The following is a 16,433-nucleotide window of genomic DNA, read 5'->3' as shown; positions in this document are numbered from 1 at the left end:
TGGTGGCGCTGCCACGATACTTGCGCGGACCGGCACCGGGGCCGGGCCGGGGTCAGCTCACCCCTCCAGCAACCGCTGTCCCACGTACTCACCCTCCTCGCACCCGCCCGGCACCGCGAACAGCCCGCTCGCCTCGTGCCGCAGGAAGCGCGAGAGCCCGTCCCCCCGGTCCAGCTTCCGCTGCACCGGCACGAACCCCTTCATCGGATCCGCCTGCCAGGCCACGAACAGCAGCCCCGCGTCCGGGGCGCCGTCGTCGCGGAAGCCGTCGTGGTACGAGTAGGCGCGCCGCAGCATGGCCGCGCCCCGGTTGGACGCGGGCGCCGCGACGCGGATGTGGGCGTCGCCCGCGATCGCCAGCGTGCCGTCCGGGTTGACCTTGTCGAGGTCGACGGGCGTGGTCTCCGTCCCGCCGGACAGCGGCGCGCCGTCCGACTTGCGGCGGCCTATCACCCGCTCCTGGCGCTCCTGCGACAGGTTGTCCCAGCTGTCGAGCAGCATCCGGATGCGGCGGACGACGGCGTACGAGCCGCCGGCCATCCAGGCGTCCGCGCCCTCGTGGTCCCGGGGGACGAAGACGCGTGCGTCGAAGTCCCGGTCCGAGGGCTTGGGGTTGTTGGTGCCGTCGATCTGGCCCATCAGGTTGCGGCCGGTCAGCGGCCGTTCGGTGGCGCCGGGCGCGCGGTTGAAGCCGGTCATCTGCCAGCGCAGGCGCGCCGTGCCGGCGGCCTGCTTCTGGAGCAGGCGCAGCGCGTGGAAGGCGACCAGGGCGTCGTCGGCGCCGATCTGCACCCACAGGTCGCCGTCGCTGCGCTTGGGGTCGAGGGCGTCCTGGGTGAAGGCGGGCAGCGGTTCGAGGGCGGCGGGGCGCCGGGCGGTCAGGCCCGTCCGGTCGAAGAAGGTGCGGCCGAAGCCGAAGGTGACGGTCAGCGAGGACGGTCCGGCGTCCAGCGCGATCCCGGTGCCGTCACCCTTGGGCGCCTTCCCCGCCGTCAGCTCGGCGGCCGTCGCCGACCAGCGGCGCAGCAGCGCGGCGGCGGCCTTGCGGTCGGCGCCGGGGGCGAGGTCGAAGGCCAGCAGGTGGCCGTGGGCCTGGGCGGGGTCGGCGATGCCCGCCTGGTGCGGGCCGTGGAAGGGGAGCGCGGCGGAGCCGACGCCGGACAGGGGCGCCACGTCGTCGCGGGCCGCGGTGGCGCCGGCCGCCCCGGCCAGGCCGCCCGCGAGGAGGCCGCCGGCGCCCACGGCACCCGCGGTGCCGAGCAGACGGCGTCTGGAGAGGACGGATTCCGGTTCCGTCGCGGTGGTCTTCTTCGCCTTGCCGGTCGTGTCAGCCATTGATCTCTACGTTTTCGATCTCGGTGACCTGGTCGAGGTCGGAGGTCCGTACGGTCAGGGAGAGCTGCCACCGCCCCGCCATGGGCAGCTGGAAGCCGGAGGCGCGCAGCCGGCCGGCGGACACGCGCTCCAGGGGGACGCGCAGCGGGCCGACGTTCTTCTCCCGCTCGGTGAACGACAGCGTCAGCTCGGGGACGTCGACGGGCCGCCCGGCGGGGTCCGTGAGCGCGACCTCGACGGTGTTGGCGCCGGAGCGGCCCGGGTCGAGGGCGATGCGGGCGGTGCCGCGGCCGCCCTTGCCCCCGGTGTCGTAGGCGACGCGCACGTCGGTGCGGCCCGCGCCGGGGGTCGTGGTGCCCTCCGTCCGTTCCGCGCGGGCCTGTTCGGTCTCGGCGCGGCCGGGCTGGGTGGTGGTGAGGACGGTGGTGACGGCGAGCACGGCGACGGCCACCGCCGCCTCGGCGAGGACCGAGCGGCGCAGGCCGGAGCGGCCCGGGTCCGCGTCCCGCCGCCGCTGGCCGGCCGCCTTGGCGACGGCGGCCCGCTGCCGGGCCAGCTGCGCGGCGCGCTCGGGGGAGTCGGCGGTGCCGGCGGAGGTCCGCACCGCGGCCTTCGCGACGGGGGCCACGGGACGGACGTCGTCGGCGAGCCGCGCCGTCCACCGGCGCGAGGAGGCGGCGAGGGCGACCAGCACGGCCACCAGGCAGACCTTGACGAGCAGCCGCCGGCCGTAGTCCGTGCCGGTGAGCGCGGACCAGGTGCCGACCTGCCGCCAGGCCTGGTAGAGCCCGGTGACCACCAGGACGCACACGGCCGCGAACGCCAGCCGGGAGAACCGGCGCACCGCCTCCCGCGGCAGCGCGTCGTCGGCGCGCAGCGCGGCGAGCAGGGCGGCGAGGCCGCCCAGCCACACCCCGGCGGCCAGCAGGTGCGCCACGTCGACGGGCATGGCGAGCCACGGCTGGAGGCCCTGGCTCGCGTGCTCGGCCGCCGCCCAGGTGGCCGCGAGCCCCGCGGCGACGACGGTGCCGCCGGCGGCCGGTCCCCAGACGGCCGGGCGGCCGCGCCGCGGGGCGCCCTCGCGGCCGTACGGGCCGAAGAGCAGCGCCAGGAAGACCGCCGCCGCGCTCAGCAGGAGCAGCCGCGTCAGCAGGGCCGCGCCCGGTTTGGTGGACAGCGCGTCGCCGAGCAGCGCGAGGTCGAGGACGGAGCCCGGCCCCTTGCCGGCCGTGTAGGCGCCGCGCAGCAGCAACAGCGCGGCCGTGGACAGGAACAGCGCGATCCAGCCGCCGGCCGCGAGCTTCTGCACGGCCCGCGGGGCGCGGCACACGCCGGCGAAGACGCAGCCGCCGACGAGCACGGCGAAACCGGCGTACGCGGCGTACCGCGCCACGTCGTAGAGCGTCCCGACCACCGGGTCCGTCCCGGCGACCGCCGCCTCGACGGTGGTCTTCGACGGTGCGCCGACGGAGAAGGTGAAGGCCCCGGCCACCGGGTGGCTGTCCGCGGAGACCGCCTGCCAGGCGACCGTGTACGTCCCGTCGGCGATCCCGGGGCGCAGCGCGACGGAGGCCGTCTCGGAGCGGCCGTCCGCGTGGCCGGGGCTGCCGGTGTCGACGCGGGTGCCGCGCGGGTCGAGGACGCGGACCGAGTCGGCGCTCAGCAGCACCCCCTCCGAGAAGGTCAGCTGGACGCGGGCGGGCGCGGTGGGCACCACCGACCCCTGGCGGGGGTCGGTGGCGGTGAGCGCGGCGTGGGCCGAGGCGGTGCCGGCACCGGCCGTGAGCAGGCACAGCAGCGCGGCGGCCAGCGTGCCCAGCAGGGCCGCGAGCCGCCCGGCGGTCGGGGTCCTCATCGCCGCGTCAGTCCTTGGGGCGGAAGGACGCGCTCTCCACCGGCACCTGGATCTTCACCGGCGCGGAGGTGGCGAAGTGCAGGGTGAACTCGATCTTCTCGCCCACCTTGGGGCGGTGGTCGAGCTTGCCGAGCATGAGGTGGCTGCCGCCCCGGGAGAGGGAGAGCGTGCCGTGCGCCGGGACGTCCAGGCCGGCGGCGTGCTTCATCCGCGAGCCCTCGGTGGTGTGCAGCGTGACGTCGCCGGAGAGCGGGGTGGTGACCTTGGTGAGCCGGTCCGCCTTGCCGCCGTCGTTCTTGACGGTGAAGTAGGCGGCGGCCATGTCCGCCATGGCGGGCTGCGGCAGGTAGGCGCCGCTGACCGACAGCTCCGGCTTGTCCTTGGAGCCGGAGTCGCAGCCGGTCACGAGCACGAGGGAGCCGGCGAGCAGCAGCGGCAGGGCGGCGGCGCCGGCGGCGGTCGACTTGCGCATCACGGGTTCTCCCCCTTGACGATCTTCGGGAGACCCTTGGTGTACTGGTCGGCGGTGGCACCGGCGGTGAAGAGCCAGTGGCCCTTGTCGTCCTTGGGCGAGAACGCGACGACCTGGGCGCCGTGGCTGACCGTGACGGAGCCGTCCTTCTCCTTCTTGGGCTTCTCCACCAGGATCCCCAGCGGCTTGGCCGCCGCCTGGATGGTGTCGAAGGAGCCGGTCAGACCGACGATGTCCTGACCGCCCTGGGCGTCGAGCCACTTGCGCATCCGCTCGGGGGTGTCCCGGTCGGGGTCCGTGGTGACGAAGACGATCTGCAGCTTCTCCTGTTCGGCCTTGGGCAGCTTCTTCTCGGCCGCGGCCATGTCGGAGACCACCGTGGAGCAGACGTCGGGGCAATAGGTGTAGCCGAAGTAGAGCAGGACGGGGCGGCCCTTGGTCTCCTTGACCAGCTCGTACGTCTTTCCGCCGGTGTCCTTGAGGACCAGGTCCGGCTTGGGCTTGGGGTCGTCGAGGGGGAGGGCGGCCTTCTGGGGCTCGGCGGAGACGTCGGCGGCGGGCTTGTCCTCCGCCTTGTCGCCGGATCCGCCGCAGGCCGTCAGGGTGAGCGCGGCGGCGAGGGCCAGCACCGCGCTCGCGGTCTTGGTGCGCATGGAGTGCTTCTCCAAAGGGGTGGGGTCGGTGGTGCGGGGCCGGAGGGACGCCGTGGGACGGGCTCCGGCCGGCGGGCCGTGCGTCAGGCCGCGGTGCGGCGGCGCCCGGCGAGGACGCCAAAGGCGATGCCGGCCGCGCCGACGACGATGCCCACGACGCCGAGGACGCGGGCGGTGGTGTCGGAGCCGCCCGAGCCGTCGGAGGAGCCGCCGTCCGCGGCCGCCGGGGCCTGCGCCTTGGCGTCGTTCGCGGTGTCCGCCTTGGCGACGAGCTTGAGCGTGGGCGCCGGGTGCTCGGGCTCCTTGCCGCCCGGCTCCGAGGTGTCGATCCAGCGCACGACGTCGTCGTCCGAGTACGTCTGGAGGGCCTTGAAGACCAGCTTGTCCGTGTCGGTGGGCAACTGGCCGACGGAGAGCGGGAACTGCTGGAACTGGCCCGGCTCGATCTTCCCGCCGCTCCAGGTCACCTTGCTGACGGCCTCGTCGATGGTCTTGCCGTGCATCTGGACGGGCTTGTCGAGCTTGGTCTTCTCGACCTTCACGTCCCAGCCCGGGACCGCCTGCGGCATCACGGAGACGAGCGGGTGCCGGGGGTCGAGGGCGAGCTCCAGCTTGACCGTCGAGGCGTTGTCCTTCTCGTTCGGCACCTTGATGGAGACGGTGCTGTAGCCGCCCTTCTCGGCGGTGCCCGGCTGGACGCTCACGTGCGCGGCGGCGGGGCCGGCGAGCAGCAGGACGCCGCTCGCGGCGGCGGCGCCGACGGCGGCCAGACGGAGGGGACGGCGGACGCGGGTGCGCGGGGTGGTGTGGATGGTCATGCGAAAACACTCCCTGGGCGGAAAGAGGCGGAAGAGGTGGCGCGCGTGCGGCGGTGCCGCGACCGCCCTCCCGCCGTAGCTCAGAGGGGTGTCGCGTGGTCAGGCCGCGAGGGCGAGGCGCGGCGGACCCCGCCTGACCACACAGTGCCGCAGCTCGGCCTCGTGAACCGGCCGTTCGTCGTCCCGGCGGGTACGGCGCGCGGGCGCGTCCGGACCGTCCTCCGTGCCCGCGAGGACGACGCGGACGAACGCCAGCGCGGCGCGCAGCGCCCGGACGAACGCGGCCTCACCGAGGGCACGGGCAGACTCGGCCGACAGCCGCACCACCCGCCACAGCGCGGCCTCGCCGCGCCGCAGCAGCCAGCCCAGCACCACGGCCGCCAGCAGGTGGCCGAGCAGCATCGGCACCGAGGGGACGAGGGCGTGCGCGAAGCCCTCCACGGGCACGGGCCCGGCGGCCGCCGGGTGCGCGGCCGCCGGGTCGAGCCCGGCGTCCGCGATGATCCGGCGCGCCTCGGCCGGGGAGGCCGGGGGCCGCCGGTTGCACAGCAGCCGGCCGGCGAAGGTGACCAGCGGGCCGTCGTGCCCTGAACGGGGTGCCGCCTCCGGCCCGCTCTGCCCCAGGGCGAACAGGGCGTGCAACGCCGTCTGCCCCACGGCCAGGCAGGCCGCTATCCCCGGCAGTGAGCGCTCCCGCCCGGCCAGCGGGGCGACCAGCGCGAACACCGCCGCGAAGCCCGCCGCCAGCGTCCACGGCGGCACCGCCGCGCAGGAGGCCAGCGCGTGCCCGCCCGCGGACAGCAGAACACAGACCGCGGTGAACACCGCGGCCCGGATCAGTCGCAGATCGGCGCCGGCGCGCGCGACGGGGTGAGGCATGGCTGCGTCATCATCCCACCGGACTTACTCCTTCCCTACGGCAGGGGTGCTCCGCATACCCCAATGCGCCCTCCCGTCGCGTCCGCCGAATGAGCGGACTCACACGCCCGGCAGGCTTACCACCTGTCGCGCGCGGCTATAGGTATCGATATGTCGAGCCGCGGCCAGGAGGCTGAGCATGAGCATTTGGTGGTCACTCCACTTGCGGCGCGAGGCCGCGAGCGTTCCGCTCGCCCGGCGGCTGCTGGTCGGCGCGATGGAGACGGCCGGGGTCGATCCCGAGACGGCCTACGACCTGGCCGTCGCCCTCAGCGAGGCGTGTGCGAACGCCGTGGAGCACGGCGGTGACTCCTCGAGCGGCTATCGGGTGACCGCCCGGATCGACGGTGACACCTGTCGCATCGAGGTCACCGATTCCGGGCCGGGATTCACCGGCCACGCGCCATTGCGCGAACGCCGCCGCACCGCCCGCCGCCTGGAGACCCGGACCCCGGCCCCCGCCCATGACGAACACGGGCGGGGCCTCTTTCTGATCGAGTCCCTCACGGACAACGTCCACGTCCGCAACCGCCCGGGGCGGCAGGGCGCCGTGGTCACCTTCGACAAGATCCTCAAGTGGAGGGACGACGCCGCGCTGCTGAGGGCCGCGTCCTGAAGCGCCGGCCGGGGGCCTACGCGACGTCCGCCCGACGGGCCGCCCGCGCCGCCACCCGCTCGATCTCGTCGGGGCCGCCCGCCATGATCGTGCGCACGTGCTCCGTGACCAGCTCCACGGGCCAGTTCCACCAGGCCGCTCGCAGCAGCTTCGCCACATCGGCGTCGTCGAAGCGGCGGCGTATCGGCCGGGCCGGGTTGCCGCCGACGATCGTGTAGGGCTCGACGTCGCCGGTGACCACCGAGCCCGCCGCGATCACGGCCCCGTCGCCGATGCGGACCCCGGGCATGATCAGCGCCCCGTGGCCGATCCATACGTCGTTGCCTATGACGGTGTCCCCGCGGCTGGGCAGGTCGGTGACGAGATCGAGGGTCCGCTCGGCCCAGGAGCCGCCGAACATGGTGAACGGGAAGGTGGACACGCCCGCCATGAGGTGCGCGGCGCCCGCCATCAGGAAGCGCGTACCGGTGGCGATGGCGCAGTACTTGCCGATCACGAGCCGCTCCGGCCCGTAGGCGTAGAGGACGTTGCGGCGCTCGAACTCCTCGGCGCCGTCCGGGTCGTCGTAGTACGTGTACTCACCGACCTCGATGCGCGGATCCGTGACCAGGGGGCGCAGCAGCACGACGCGCTCATGGCCGGCGAGCGGGTGGAGGACGGTGGGGTCGGGGATCGTCGTGGCGGCCATGGGAACTCCCTGGGGGCGGACGGGCGAGAGGTAACGCAACCTGAGTGGCGTTAGGAAGAGCATGGCATGCGGCGGCCCGCTCCGCAAGAGTTAACGCGACACGTGTTGCCTTTGTCTGCTGCGGCTGACGGCTCTCCAGGGGGTGCGACAAAACAGGGGCGTTGAAACGGTTGAAACAAAAGGGGCCGCGGGGACCGGTCAGGTCCCCGCGGCCCCGCGCCGCATACGCGGAATCAGCTCTTGAGGCCCCCGCCCTTGAGGTCCGCCATCCACGCCTCGACAGCGGCGGACGTCCGCGGCAGGGCCGCGGAGAGGTTCCGGTTGCCGTCCTCGGTGACGAGGATGTCGTCCTCGATGCGGACGCCGATGCCCCGGTACTCCTCGGGCACGGTCAGGTCGTCGGCCTGGAAGTAGAGGCCGGGCTCCACGGTCAGCACCATGCCGGGCTCCAGGACGCCGTCGACGTACGCCTCGGTGCGGGCGACCGCGCAGTCGTGCACGTCCATGCCGAGCATGTGGCCCGTGCCGTGCAGGGTCCAGCGGCGCTGGAGGCCGAGCTCGACCACGCGCTCGACCGGGCCCTCCAGCAGGCCCCACTCGACCAGCCTCTCCGCCAGGACGCGCTGCGCGGCGTCGTGGAAGTCGCGGAACGCGGCACCCGGCTTCACGGCGGCGATGCCCGCCTCCTGGGCCTCGTACACGGCGTCGTAGATCTTGCGCTGGAGCTCGGTGTACCGGCCGTTGACCGGGAGGGTGCGCGTGACGTCGGCCGTGTAGAGGGTGTGGGTCTCCACACCGGCGTCCAGCAGCAGCAGTTCGCCGGAGCGGACGGGGCCGTCGTTGCGCACCCAGTGCAGGGTGGTGGCGTGCGGGCCCGCGGCGCAGATCGAGCCGTAACCGATGTCGTTGCCCTCGACCCGGGCGCGGAGGAAGAACGTGCCCTCGATGTAGCGCTCCGAGGTGGCCTCGGCCTTGTCGAGCACCTTCACGACGTCCTCGAAGCCGCGGACGGTGGAGTCCACGGCCTTCTGGAGTTCGCCGATCTCGAACGCGTCCTTCACCAGGCGCTGCTCGCTGATGAAGATCCGCAGCTCCTCGTCGCGCTCGGCCGTGACCTTGTCGGTGAGGGCGGCCTCGACGCCCGCGTCGTGGCCGCGCACGACCCGGACCGGGCCGGTGGCCCCGGCCAGGGCGGCGGCCAGCTCGCGGACGTCGCGGCAGGGCATCCCGTAGAGCCGCTCGGCCTCGGCGAGGCTGTGGCGGCGGCCCACCCAGAGCTCGCCCATGCCGTCGAGCCAGAACTCGCCGTTCTCCCGGTTGGACCGGGGCAGCAGGTGGAGCGTGGCCTCGTGGCCGTCACCGGCGGGCTCCAGGACGAGGACGCCGTCCTGCGTCTGGTCGCCGGTGAGGTACGCGTACTCGGTGGAGGCGCGGAAGCTGTACTCGGTGTCGTTCGAGCGGGTCCTGAGGTTGCCCGCGGGGATCACCAGCCGCTCGCCGGGGAAGCGGGCGGAGAGCTCGGCGCGGCGGCGCGCCGTCTCCTGGGCCTGGGGTATGGGCCGCAGGTCGCGCAGTTCGGTGTCGGCCCAGCCGCTCCTCATGTTCTCCGCGAGCTCGTCGGAGACGGTGGGGTAGAGACCGTTCTTCCGCTGCTTGATCGGCTCGTCACCTTCGGGGTTCCCGGGTGCCGGCTGGTCGGTCATGCTCTCCTCCTCGAACGGGGCCGTCCCCATCGTAGGTGGGGCGCGACGCGGCCGAGAAGGGTCGTAGGGCCGGGACCGCGGGGGTCACTCGAAGTGCGCGACCAGCAGCACGACGTCCTCGCCGGGCCCGTCCGGGGCCTCCGTCCCGTCCCCGTCCTCCGGGAGCAGGGCCCGCAGGACGTGGTCGGCCACGGCCTCCGGGTCGCGCCGGGCCTCCCGGGGCACCGTGGCCGCCGCCGTGTGCAGCCGGGCGAAGGCCCGGTCCATCGCGTCGCCGGTGCGGTGCAGCAGGCCGTCGCTGTAGAGCAGGAGCGTTTCCCCCGGAGCCGGTTCGATCTCCACGCTGGGCGCCTCCCAGCAGGTGAGCATGTTGAGCGGGGCCGACAGCGAGGTGTCGACGTACTCGGTGCGGCGGTCGCCGATGATCAGCGGCGAGCAGTAGCCGGCCGCCGCGAGGACGACCTTCCGGGCGGCCGGCTCGCAGTAGGCGAAGAGCGCGGTGGCGGAACGGGTGGGCTCGGTGAGCCGCAGGAGAAGTTCGAGGTCGGAGAGGACGGCGACCGGATCCTCGCCCTCCATCACCGCGTAGGCCCGCAGCGAGGCCCGCAGCCGGCCCGTCGCGGCGACGGCGCCCGGGCCGGAGCCGGTGATTCCGCCGACGGCCAGGCCCAGCGCGCCCTCGGGCAGCGGCAGCGCGTCGTACCAGTCGCCGCCGCCGCGCGGCCCGGTGCGGTGGCGGACCGCGAGGCGCACGCCCGGGACCCGGGGCAGCCGGGTGGGCAGCAGCTCCTCGTGGAGGGCGGCGAGGTCCTCCCGGGCGCGCGCCAGCTCCAGCAGCCGGGCCAGGTGCTCGGCGGCGTGGGCGGCGTAGCGGCAGGCGAGGTGGCGCCGGCGTTCGTCGGGCTCGGCCGGTTCGTCGTAGAGCCAGACGGCCGCGCCGATCCGCCGCGCCTCGGCGCCGGCCGAGGCCGCGGTGTCGAGCGGGACGGCGTAGCTGGCGGCGTAGCCGAGGCGGGCGGCGACCTCGCGGTGGCGGGGGTCGAGGTCCTGCTCGGCGGGGATGTCGGGACGGGCCGTTCCGGAACGGGCGCCGACGGGCGGCAGGTCCTCCAGGAGCCCGATGCAGGGCCGGGCCGGGGCGGCGGACGCCGACGTGCGCGGAATCGTTTCGAGGTGGCCGAGGTCGGCGCGGCCGAGCCCCAGGGTGACGGTCAGCGCGCGGTCCGGCGCGCCCACCGGGTGCAGGGTGACGAGGCCCCGGTCGGCGCCGACGAGTGTGGCTCCGGCGTGCAGGAGTTCATGGAGGGCGTCGTCGAGGTCCTGGGTGCGGGAGAGCCGCTCGGTGAGCTCCTGGAGCGAGGTGAGATCGGAGACCCAGCGGGCGAGACGGTCCTGGACGAGAAGGTGGGGAGCCTGGATGCCGGAGGGGGCCGCGGGGGCGGAGGGGGAGCCCGTGCCCGAGGGGCCTGTGGTGCCCGAAGTGCCCATGGCGTGAAGGGAATCGGGGGTTCCGGAAACGGCGGCAGAAGCAGAAGACAGGGTCGGGGCAGGAACAGGAGGATCGATTCCGGCCACTTTCGGGAGGTGAGGGGCGTTCATGGTCGGCCGCTCCGGGGGAGCGGGGCGGAGACGGCCCGGCGGGCCGCGCCCCGGGGGCCGCGGAGGGCTTCGGCGGGCCCGTCCGACCAGCCCATCGGCCGTGGTGCGGGAGGGAATAGCACGGCGAACCCCCTGTCGTGGTGCGTGCTATGGGGGCCTCCACATGTACACGCCCCGGTGAGGCAATGTCCAGCATTGGACCAGTGGGAATGATGGTGTCTGAGGGGTTTTGAAGTTGGCCGGAAAATAGTGCCGTGCCCCCCTCCTTGCGGTCGACTGGCGTTGCTCGACAGCGCGTCACCGCCACCGCGGTGGGTACGTACTCGGGGAAGGACAGGGGCAGTTGGGGGCGCCCCGGAACCCGGCAGCGGGGCCGGGCGTCTTATCCGGCAACGGCCGTGTCCGTCCCCGAGCGGCGTGGGGGAACCCATGCCGTGGGCGAGGGGCATACCGGCCCCAGCACCAAGCGCCATGCGTGCGCCACCCTCCGCCATGTTTCACGCTAAGCCCCAGGCGTGATGCGCTGCGTTGTACGCGCAGTGACCTGTGATCCATGTGGTGCGCCGACCATGAAGGCGGCGGCGCGTTGAGTGCCGCGCCACGCGGTGCCCGTAGTGCCATGTAGTGCGACATCGCGGTGCTGTCACCATCGGCTCCGCGACCTGCAACGAAGTGCAGTGCCCTCACGGCCCCCGGCTCCGCCGGGGCCACCCTCGGCGTTCACGGAAAGGAACGAGCGCTCATGCGCGAGATCCTCGGAAGGCGACGCAAGCTCTCGCTCCGGCGGTCCGGCCGGGCCGCGGTGGTCACCGCGGCCCTGACCTACGCGACGGAGTGGAAGTGGCCCGTGCTCCCCGGTGTCGGCCTGCGGCCCGGCATCGGCCGCGTGCGCGAGTGCGGCTGCGCCCACCCCGACTGCGCGGTCCCCGGGGCCCACCCCTTCGACCCCGGCCTGCTGGCGGCCACCACGGACGCCCGGATGGTCCGCTGGTGGTGGACGAACCGGCCCGAGGCCCCCGTCGTCCTGGCCACCGGCGGGCGCGCGGTCTGCGCCGTGAGCCTGCCCGCCGTCGCGGGGGCGCGCGCGCTGGCCGCCCTGGACCGGGCGGGCGTGCGCCTCGGCCCCGTCGTCGCGACCCCGGCCCGCTGGACGCTCCTGGTCGCGCCGTACTCGCTGGAGGTCCTCGGCGAGCTGCTGCACCGCCAGGAGTGGGTGCCGGGCTCGCTCCGCTTCCACGGCGACGGCGGTTACGTCGTCCTCCCGCCGTCGGCCACGGGCCCCGGGCGGGCCCGCTGGGAGCGGGCGCCGCAGCCCGCGACTCCGGCGCCCGGGCGGCCGCGGGCCCGCTCCGCCGCCGGGCTGCCGGACACCCGCCCCTGGCTCCCGGACGTCGCCTCGGTCGTCGACGTCCTGGTCGAACAGAGCGCGGCCACCGGCACGCAGGGCGGCGGAAGCCGGCTCGCCCACTGACCCCCGGTCCGCAGGAGCTCCGGGCGCGGGCGCCCGGTGGGAGCGCGTACGGACGGGAGACGCACGCGCTCTCACTCTTACGGGTGTAAGCCGCGCCGAGAACTGCGGAGATCGGGTGTGGAGGGGCCGGGAGGACGGGGTGCCGGCCGCTATGTTCGGGGGCGGGCCCGCGCCGGATGCCGCGCCGGTCGAACGCCGGGCTCTCCGGTGGGATTCGACCGGGCGCCTGTGGCCGCCGTCGGTCCGGTGGGGCGGGTCCAGCGCCGTCCCGCGAAACATCCAGTGTCCGCGGCGAGTCGCAGGTGGTCCCATGGAGCGTGCGTCCGGTGTGCCCGGCGTGTCCCAGCAACGTGCAGCCAGTCTCCGGATGGCGGTGCTCGCCGGTGTGGTGGCGCTCGCCGTCGTCCTGCCCCTGGCGGCCGCGACGGCCGGTCCGGCGGCGGTGGCCGGCCGGCCCGAGACCTCGCCGGACGGCGGGGAACGGAAGGCGGGGGCCCGGGGCGGTGCGGTGCCCGCCGCCGTCCCCTCCCTCGCCTCCTCGCCCTCGACGGACGAGCCGGCCGGCCTCCTCGGCGGGCGCGCGTCCGCGTCCCCCGCGTCCGGCGCTCCGGAGGAGCTCCGCGACGCCGCCCGGTGCGGACCCGAACTCGACGCCGCCGAGGGCCTGGAGGCCCAGACCTGCGTCCTGACGGAGGCGGAGGAGACCTGGGCCCGGACGTACTACCGCAACGGCACCGGCGGTCCGTTGACGGGCGTGCTGACCCTGATGTCGCCGGACGGGCGGTCGCTCCAGGTGCGGTGTCCGATGGCGGCGTCCGGCACCCCGGAGGCCTGCGAGACACCCCGGCGGCGGACGCTGCGCGGACATGGCGCGTATACGGCGGTCGCGGAGATCGCCTCGGCCGAGGGGAATCTTCTCCTCCGCTCCGGGAGCAACTCGCCCGACCCGACGGAGGATTAGCGTCTGCGCCCTCGGACCGGTGCGGCCGGCGGCCCGCGGCCGCGGCCGGTCGCGGGGCGGAGAAACGTCGTGGCCTCGGCCTGTGCGGAGCGGGGAGGCGGCGGCGGGAGGGCCGTGGGGGGCCGTCCGGCGGGCCGGAGGGGATCCGCGGGCGCCGTCCGGCGTCCGGGCATGGAAACGCCCGATCGCTGGCGACGGGGGATGCACCAGCGACCGGGCTCCTAGAACGGTAACAAGAGATCGGCGGTTCGCAAATTCGATCGTGGATTTCCGGACGCCGATTTCCGGGCCGGCAGCGGGAGTTGTGACAGGAGTCACGCCGAGTGGGCCGTTCCGGAGCCCCGGAACGAGATCCTCCGCCGCCGCCCCGGAGAGGGGCCGCCCCGCTCAGTTCAGCGTCACCTGACGGCTGGTGAGACCGTTGCGCGCCCGCCGCTCGTCGGCCGTCAGGGGCGTCCCCGCGGCGAGCGCGCCGGCGAGCCGCTCCGCGAAGGCCGCGGCCGGCTTCTCGACGTCCGCCGCACCCACGGAACCTGGCAGGTCCCACACCGGCACGGTCAGCCCGTGCGCCCGGAACGACCCGACGAGGCGCGTGCCCTCGCCGAGCGAGGACGTGCCCGCCGCGTGCAGCCGGGCGAGCGCGTCGAGCAGCTCCTCCTCGGGGTGGGTCATCACCCAGCGCAGGTGGTTCTTGCCGGGCACCTCGCACCAGTACGCGCCCTCCACGGAGGAGAGGCGGGCGGTCGGGATCGCGGCGGCGTTGGCGCGCTCCAGGGAGGCCGCCACCTCGCCGCCGGCGTTCTCCGCGTTCTCGATCCAGAACTCGAAGCCGGTGTGCACGACCGGCTCGAACGGAGCGGCCGGGTCCAGCAGGTCCTGGAGCCGCGGGCCGTCGGCGGTGGTGCGCTCGGCCGCGACCGGCGTGCCCGGCTCGGCGACCAGGGCCCGCCGCAGGGTGTCGGCCAGGTCGCGGCTGATGTCGCCGGTCGCCGTGTCGTTCTGCAGGCCCAGCAGGACCGCGCCGTTGTCGCGGCGCAGGGCGGGCCAGGCCATGGGCAGCACGGTCGCCAGCGTCACCGACGGCACGCCCTCCGGGAGGCCGCCCTTGAGGTGGAGCTCCGCGGTCGCGGCCGGGACGAGCTCGCGCAGCGCGACCCAGTCGGCCTCGCCCGGCAGCCCCTCGAACGGCCGCTGCGCCAGCTCGGTCGCGGCGTGCGTGGCCGCGTGGCCGTGGCACGCCTTGTAGCGCCGGCCGGAGCCGCAGGGGCAGGGCTGGCGCGCGCCGACGACGGGGATGGGGCCGTCGCCGGGCCGCGGTGCGGCGGCCTTCGTCTGGGGGCGGCGCTTCTTGGCCATGGCGTGAATGTCTCCCGTGTCGGTGCGTCCGGCTTGGTACGGGCGCGAGCCTAGCGCCCGGCCGGGCGCCGTCCGCGGCAGCGCCCGCCGGGTCGCCGGCGGGCCCGCTTCCGGACGTGCCGGGGCGCGGCGGGGGCGTACGCACCGGGGTCCACGGGAGTCGTCGTACGGCCCGGCGGTGTCACACCGGGTGTGCCGCGGGCGTCACACCAGGCCGTCCAGATCGGAGAAGTCGAGCTCGGGAGTCAGGTCGACGCGCGTAGCGAAACCGGAGCGCGCGGAGAGCGCCGCCCATACGGTCACCTCTCCCGAGGCGTCCCGGACGCCCCACTCCTGGGACAGCGCGCTGATGATGTTGAGGCCGCGGCCGCCGCGGGCCGTGACCGAGGGAGTGGCCGGAAAGGGACGGGTGGGACCGCCGCCGTCCGTGACCTCCACGGTGAGCCGGCCGCGCTCGTCGACGCGCCAGGCGGCCCGGATCCCGCCGTCGCCCTCGCCCGCACCGCCGTTCCGGCTCAGCGGACGCCCATGGCGGTACGCGTTGCTGAGCAGCTCGGAAAGGATCAGTACGGCGTCGTCGATGACCGGATCCGATACCCCGCTGGCGCGCAGGTCCTCGCGCATCCGGTGTCTCGCCTCGCCCACACCGGCTGGACCATGGGGCACGGCCATGACCGACGACGTGGGCACCTCCTGCGCCACCACCAACGCCACCCCCGAGACCTCCTTTGCCCCACGTCAGGGGATGAATGCCCCAATGGACTGGACCGGAAACCGGCCACCCCGTGCCCGGTGGGGCACTCGGCCCGGCCGGACACGTACCGAACGCGCCGGTGCACTCCCGGTGACGGGCGCGGGAGCGTGCGGGCGCGTCCGAGGCGCACCGGTGCGTCCGGAGGGCGCACCGGCGCACGGCGGAGGCGTACACCGGGCCCGCCGGCCGGCGATCGGGCCCGGCGGCCGGCGTGGAGGCGGCGGACGGCGCTCCTAGTGCCGCCGGGGCCGTCCGAGCTGGGTGAGCACCGCCCTGGGGCGGTTGGTGATGATCGCGTCCACGCCGAGCCGCAGGCACAGCTCGACGTCCTCGGGCGCGTCGACGGTCCACACATGCACCCGGTGTCCCGCGCGGTGGAGCCGGGCCACGTACCCGGGATGGTTCCTGACGATCCGGATGCTGGGGCCGGCGATGCGGACGCCGGGCGGCAGCCGTCCGTCGCGCAGCCGCGGCGAGACGAACTGCATCAGGTAGACCACCGGGATCTCCGGCGCCCCGGCCCGGATCCGGTGCAGGGACCGGGCGGAGAAGCTCATGACGCGGACGGACGGGGGCTCGCCGGGCGGCGGCTTGTCCAGGCCGAAGCGGCCGAGCAGGTCGAGCAGCCGCGCCTCCACCTGGCCGGCCCAGCGGGTGGGGTGCTTGGTCTCGATCGCCAGCTCGACGCGGCGTCCCGCGTCGGCGACCAGCTCCAGGAGCCGCTCCAGGGTGAGGACGGCGGTGCGGTCGGGGCCGGACGCCTCCGTGTCGGGGGCCTCGGCGTCGGCCGTCCGGCCCTTCCACGAGCCGAAGTCGAGCGCCGCCAGGTCGGCCAGCTCCAGCGCGGAGACCGCGCCGCGGCCGTTGGAGGTGCGGTTGACCCGGCGGTCGTGCACGCACACCAGGTGTCCGTCGGCCGTCAGCCGGACGTCGCACTCCAGCGCGTCCGCGCCGTCCTCGATCGCCTTGCGGTAGGCGGCGAGGGTGTGTTCCGGGGCGTCCTCGGAGGCTCCGCGGTGGGCGACGACGGCCGGGGCGGGGCGTCCCGGGCGCGCGTCCGGGGCCGGGTGGGCGAAGGTCACCGCGTTATCGTGCCACCGCCTGGCACAATCGCGCATGGGGCGTTTGTCCGGTTGTTCGCTCAACGCCCCGCAGGCCCCCTCGGGCACCCCTCGCACAGCCTCCGTTTACCGCGTTCTGACGGGCCATGGTGAAGGCTGGCCGGGGTAGGTGT

14 protein-coding genes and 1 pseudogene are annotated in these 16,433 nt (G+C 74.9%); 3 read left to right on the top strand and 12 right to left on the bottom strand.

The features are described from left to right. Positions 1 to 57: 57 nt before the first annotated feature. From efeB to AC230_RS27095, 6 genes are all read right to left on the bottom strand, one after another. Positions 58 to 1,335: an iron uptake transporter deferrochelatase/peroxidase subunit gene (efeB, locus tag AC230_RS27120; RefSeq protein ID WP_049718998.1), complete on the bottom strand. Its 1,278-nt coding sequence runs from the start codon at positions 1,333 to 1,335 to the stop codon at positions 58 to 60. Beyond that, positions 1,328 to 3,190, bottom strand: a complete 1,863-nt coding sequence (locus AC230_RS27115; RefSeq protein ID WP_049718997.1) for a copper resistance CopC/CopD family protein — start codon at positions 3,188 to 3,190, stop codon at positions 1,328 to 1,330. The genes efeB and AC230_RS27115 overlap by 8 nt, the downstream gene beginning before the upstream one ends. A 7-nt stretch (positions 3,191 to 3,197) precedes the next feature. Next, on the bottom strand, positions 3,198 to 3,662 hold the full coding sequence (locus tag AC230_RS27110; protein WP_049718996.1) for a copper chaperone PCu(A)C: 465 nt from the start codon (positions 3,660 to 3,662) through the stop codon (positions 3,198 to 3,200). Next, the gene (locus AC230_RS27105) at positions 3,662 to 4,315 is read right to left on the bottom strand and encodes an SCO family protein (RefSeq protein WP_049719499.1); all 654 of its coding nucleotides are present in this window, start codon (positions 4,313 to 4,315) and stop codon (positions 3,662 to 3,664) included. Before AC230_RS27105 ends, AC230_RS27110 begins: the two co-directional genes overlap by 1 nt. A gap of 83 nt (positions 4,316 to 4,398) precedes the next feature. Beyond that, complete coding sequence (locus tag AC230_RS27100; protein ID WP_049718995.1) at positions 4,399 to 5,133, bottom strand: YcnI family copper-binding membrane protein; 735 nt, start codon at positions 5,131 to 5,133, stop codon at positions 4,399 to 4,401. A gap of 99 nt (positions 5,134 to 5,232) precedes the next feature. Beyond that, the gene (locus AC230_RS27095) at positions 5,233 to 6,012 is read right to left on the bottom strand and encodes a hypothetical protein (protein ID WP_049718994.1); all 780 of its coding nucleotides are present in this window, start codon (positions 6,010 to 6,012) and stop codon (positions 5,233 to 5,235) included. Positions 6,013 to 6,190: 178 nt separating this feature from the next. On the opposite strand from AC230_RS27095, the gene AC230_RS27090 reads away from it, so the two are divergent. Next, positions 6,191 to 6,667 (top strand): ATP-binding protein, encoded by a 477-nt coding sequence (locus AC230_RS27090; RefSeq protein ID WP_049718993.1) that lies wholly within the window; start codon positions 6,191 to 6,193, stop codon positions 6,665 to 6,667. A gap of 16 nt (positions 6,668 to 6,683) precedes the next feature. Here the strand turns inward: AC230_RS27090 and AC230_RS27085 are convergent, their stop codons facing one another. From AC230_RS27085 to AC230_RS27075, 3 genes are all read right to left on the bottom strand, one after another. Continuing rightward, positions 6,684 to 7,355 (bottom strand): CatB-related O-acetyltransferase, encoded by a 672-nt coding sequence (locus tag AC230_RS27085; RefSeq protein ID WP_049718992.1) that lies wholly within the window; start codon positions 7,353 to 7,355, stop codon positions 6,684 to 6,686. Positions 7,356 to 7,588: 233 nt separating this feature from the next. Continuing rightward, positions 7,589 to 9,058, bottom strand: a complete 1,470-nt coding sequence (locus tag AC230_RS27080; RefSeq protein WP_049718991.1) for an aminopeptidase P family protein — start codon at positions 9,056 to 9,058, stop codon at positions 7,589 to 7,591. A gap of 84 nt (positions 9,059 to 9,142) precedes the next feature. Beyond that, positions 9,143 to 10,657, bottom strand: coding sequence for a PP2C family protein-serine/threonine phosphatase (locus AC230_RS27075; protein ID WP_049718990.1), 1,515 nt, complete (start codon positions 10,655 to 10,657; stop codon positions 9,143 to 9,145). Between the two features lie 742 nt (positions 10,658 to 11,399). On the opposite strand from AC230_RS27075, the gene AC230_RS27070 reads away from it, so the two are divergent. Together AC230_RS27070 and AC230_RS27065 are read left to right on the top strand one after the other, a co-directional pair. Beyond that, on the top strand, positions 11,400 to 12,128 hold the full coding sequence (locus tag AC230_RS27070) for a bifunctional DNA primase/polymerase (RefSeq protein ID WP_049718989.1): 729 nt from the start codon (positions 11,400 to 11,402) through the stop codon (positions 12,126 to 12,128). Between the two features lie 310 nt (positions 12,129 to 12,438). Continuing rightward, a complete protein-coding gene (locus tag AC230_RS27065) occupies positions 12,439 to 13,089 on the top strand; it encodes a hypothetical protein (RefSeq protein ID WP_049718988.1) in 651 nt (216 codons plus the stop codon). Between the two features lie 387 nt (positions 13,090 to 13,476). Here AC230_RS27065 and AC230_RS27060 read toward each other — a convergent pair whose 3' ends face one another. The 3 genes and pseudogenes from AC230_RS27060 to AC230_RS27050 form a co-directional block, all read right to left on the bottom strand. Beyond that, complete coding sequence (locus AC230_RS27060) at positions 13,477 to 14,445, bottom strand: DUF5926 family protein (RefSeq protein WP_049718987.1); 969 nt, start codon at positions 14,443 to 14,445, stop codon at positions 13,477 to 13,479. Between the two features lie 204 nt (positions 14,446 to 14,649). Then, positions 14,650 to 15,246 (bottom strand): annotated as a pseudogene (locus AC230_RS27055) (ATP-binding protein). Between the two features lie 186 nt (positions 15,247 to 15,432). Further along, a complete protein-coding gene (locus AC230_RS27050; protein WP_049718985.1) occupies positions 15,433 to 16,281 on the bottom strand; it encodes a glycerophosphodiester phosphodiesterase in 849 nt (282 codons plus the stop codon). Positions 16,282 to 16,433: the final 152 nt, after the last annotated feature.

Origin of the sequence: Streptomyces caatingaensis (genome assembly GCF_001187435.1) — a bacterium.
GTDB lineage: Bacteria > Actinomycetota > Actinomycetes > Streptomycetales > Streptomycetaceae > Streptomyces > Streptomyces caatingaensis.
The sequence above is the reverse complement of the archived record's forward strand: the minus strand, read 5'-3'. Positions and strand labels throughout refer to the sequence as shown.

Excerpts from the sequence above, each read along its gene's own strand:
- AC230_RS27060 (WP_049718987.1), bottom strand. The coding sequence starts at position 14,445 with ATGGCCAAGAAGCGCCGCCCCCAGACGAAGGCCGCCGCACCGCGGCCC.
- AC230_RS27110 (WP_049718996.1), bottom strand. The coding sequence starts at position 3,662 with ATGCGCAAGTCGACCGCCGCCGGCGCCGCCGCCCTGCCGCTGCTGCTC.
- AC230_RS27085 (WP_049718992.1), bottom strand. The coding sequence starts at position 7,355 with ATGGCCGCCACGACGATCCCCGACCCCACCGTCCTCCACCCGCTCGCC.
- AC230_RS27090 (WP_049718993.1), top strand. The coding sequence starts at position 6,191 with ATGAGCATTTGGTGGTCACTCCACTTGCGGCGCGAGGCCGCGAGCGTT.
- AC230_RS27115 (WP_049718997.1), bottom strand. The coding sequence starts at position 3,190 with ATGAGGACCCCGACCGCCGGGCGGCTCGCGGCCCTGCTGGGCACGCTG.
- AC230_RS27065 (WP_049718988.1), top strand. The coding sequence starts at position 12,439 with ATGGAGCGTGCGTCCGGTGTGCCCGGCGTGTCCCAGCAACGTGCAGCC.
- AC230_RS27070 (WP_049718989.1), top strand. The coding sequence starts at position 11,400 with ATGCGCGAGATCCTCGGAAGGCGACGCAAGCTCTCGCTCCGGCGGTCC.
- AC230_RS27080 (WP_049718991.1), bottom strand. The coding sequence starts at position 9,058 with ATGACCGACCAGCCGGCACCCGGGAACCCCGAAGGTGACGAGCCGATC.
- AC230_RS27095 (WP_049718994.1), bottom strand. The coding sequence starts at position 6,012 with ATGCCTCACCCCGTCGCGCGCGCCGGCGCCGATCTGCGACTGATCCGG.
- AC230_RS27105 (WP_049719499.1), bottom strand. The coding sequence starts at position 4,315 with ATGCGCACCAAGACCGCGAGCGCGGTGCTGGCCCTCGCCGCCGCGCTC.
- AC230_RS27100 (WP_049718995.1), bottom strand. The coding sequence starts at position 5,133 with ATGACCATCCACACCACCCCGCGCACCCGCGTCCGCCGTCCCCTCCGT.
- AC230_RS27075 (WP_049718990.1), bottom strand. The coding sequence starts at position 10,657 with ATGAACGCCCCTCACCTCCCGAAAGTGGCCGGAATCGATCCTCCTGTT.
- efeB (WP_049718998.1), bottom strand. The coding sequence starts at position 1,335 with ATGGCTGACACGACCGGCAAGGCGAAGAAGACCACCGCGACGGAACCG.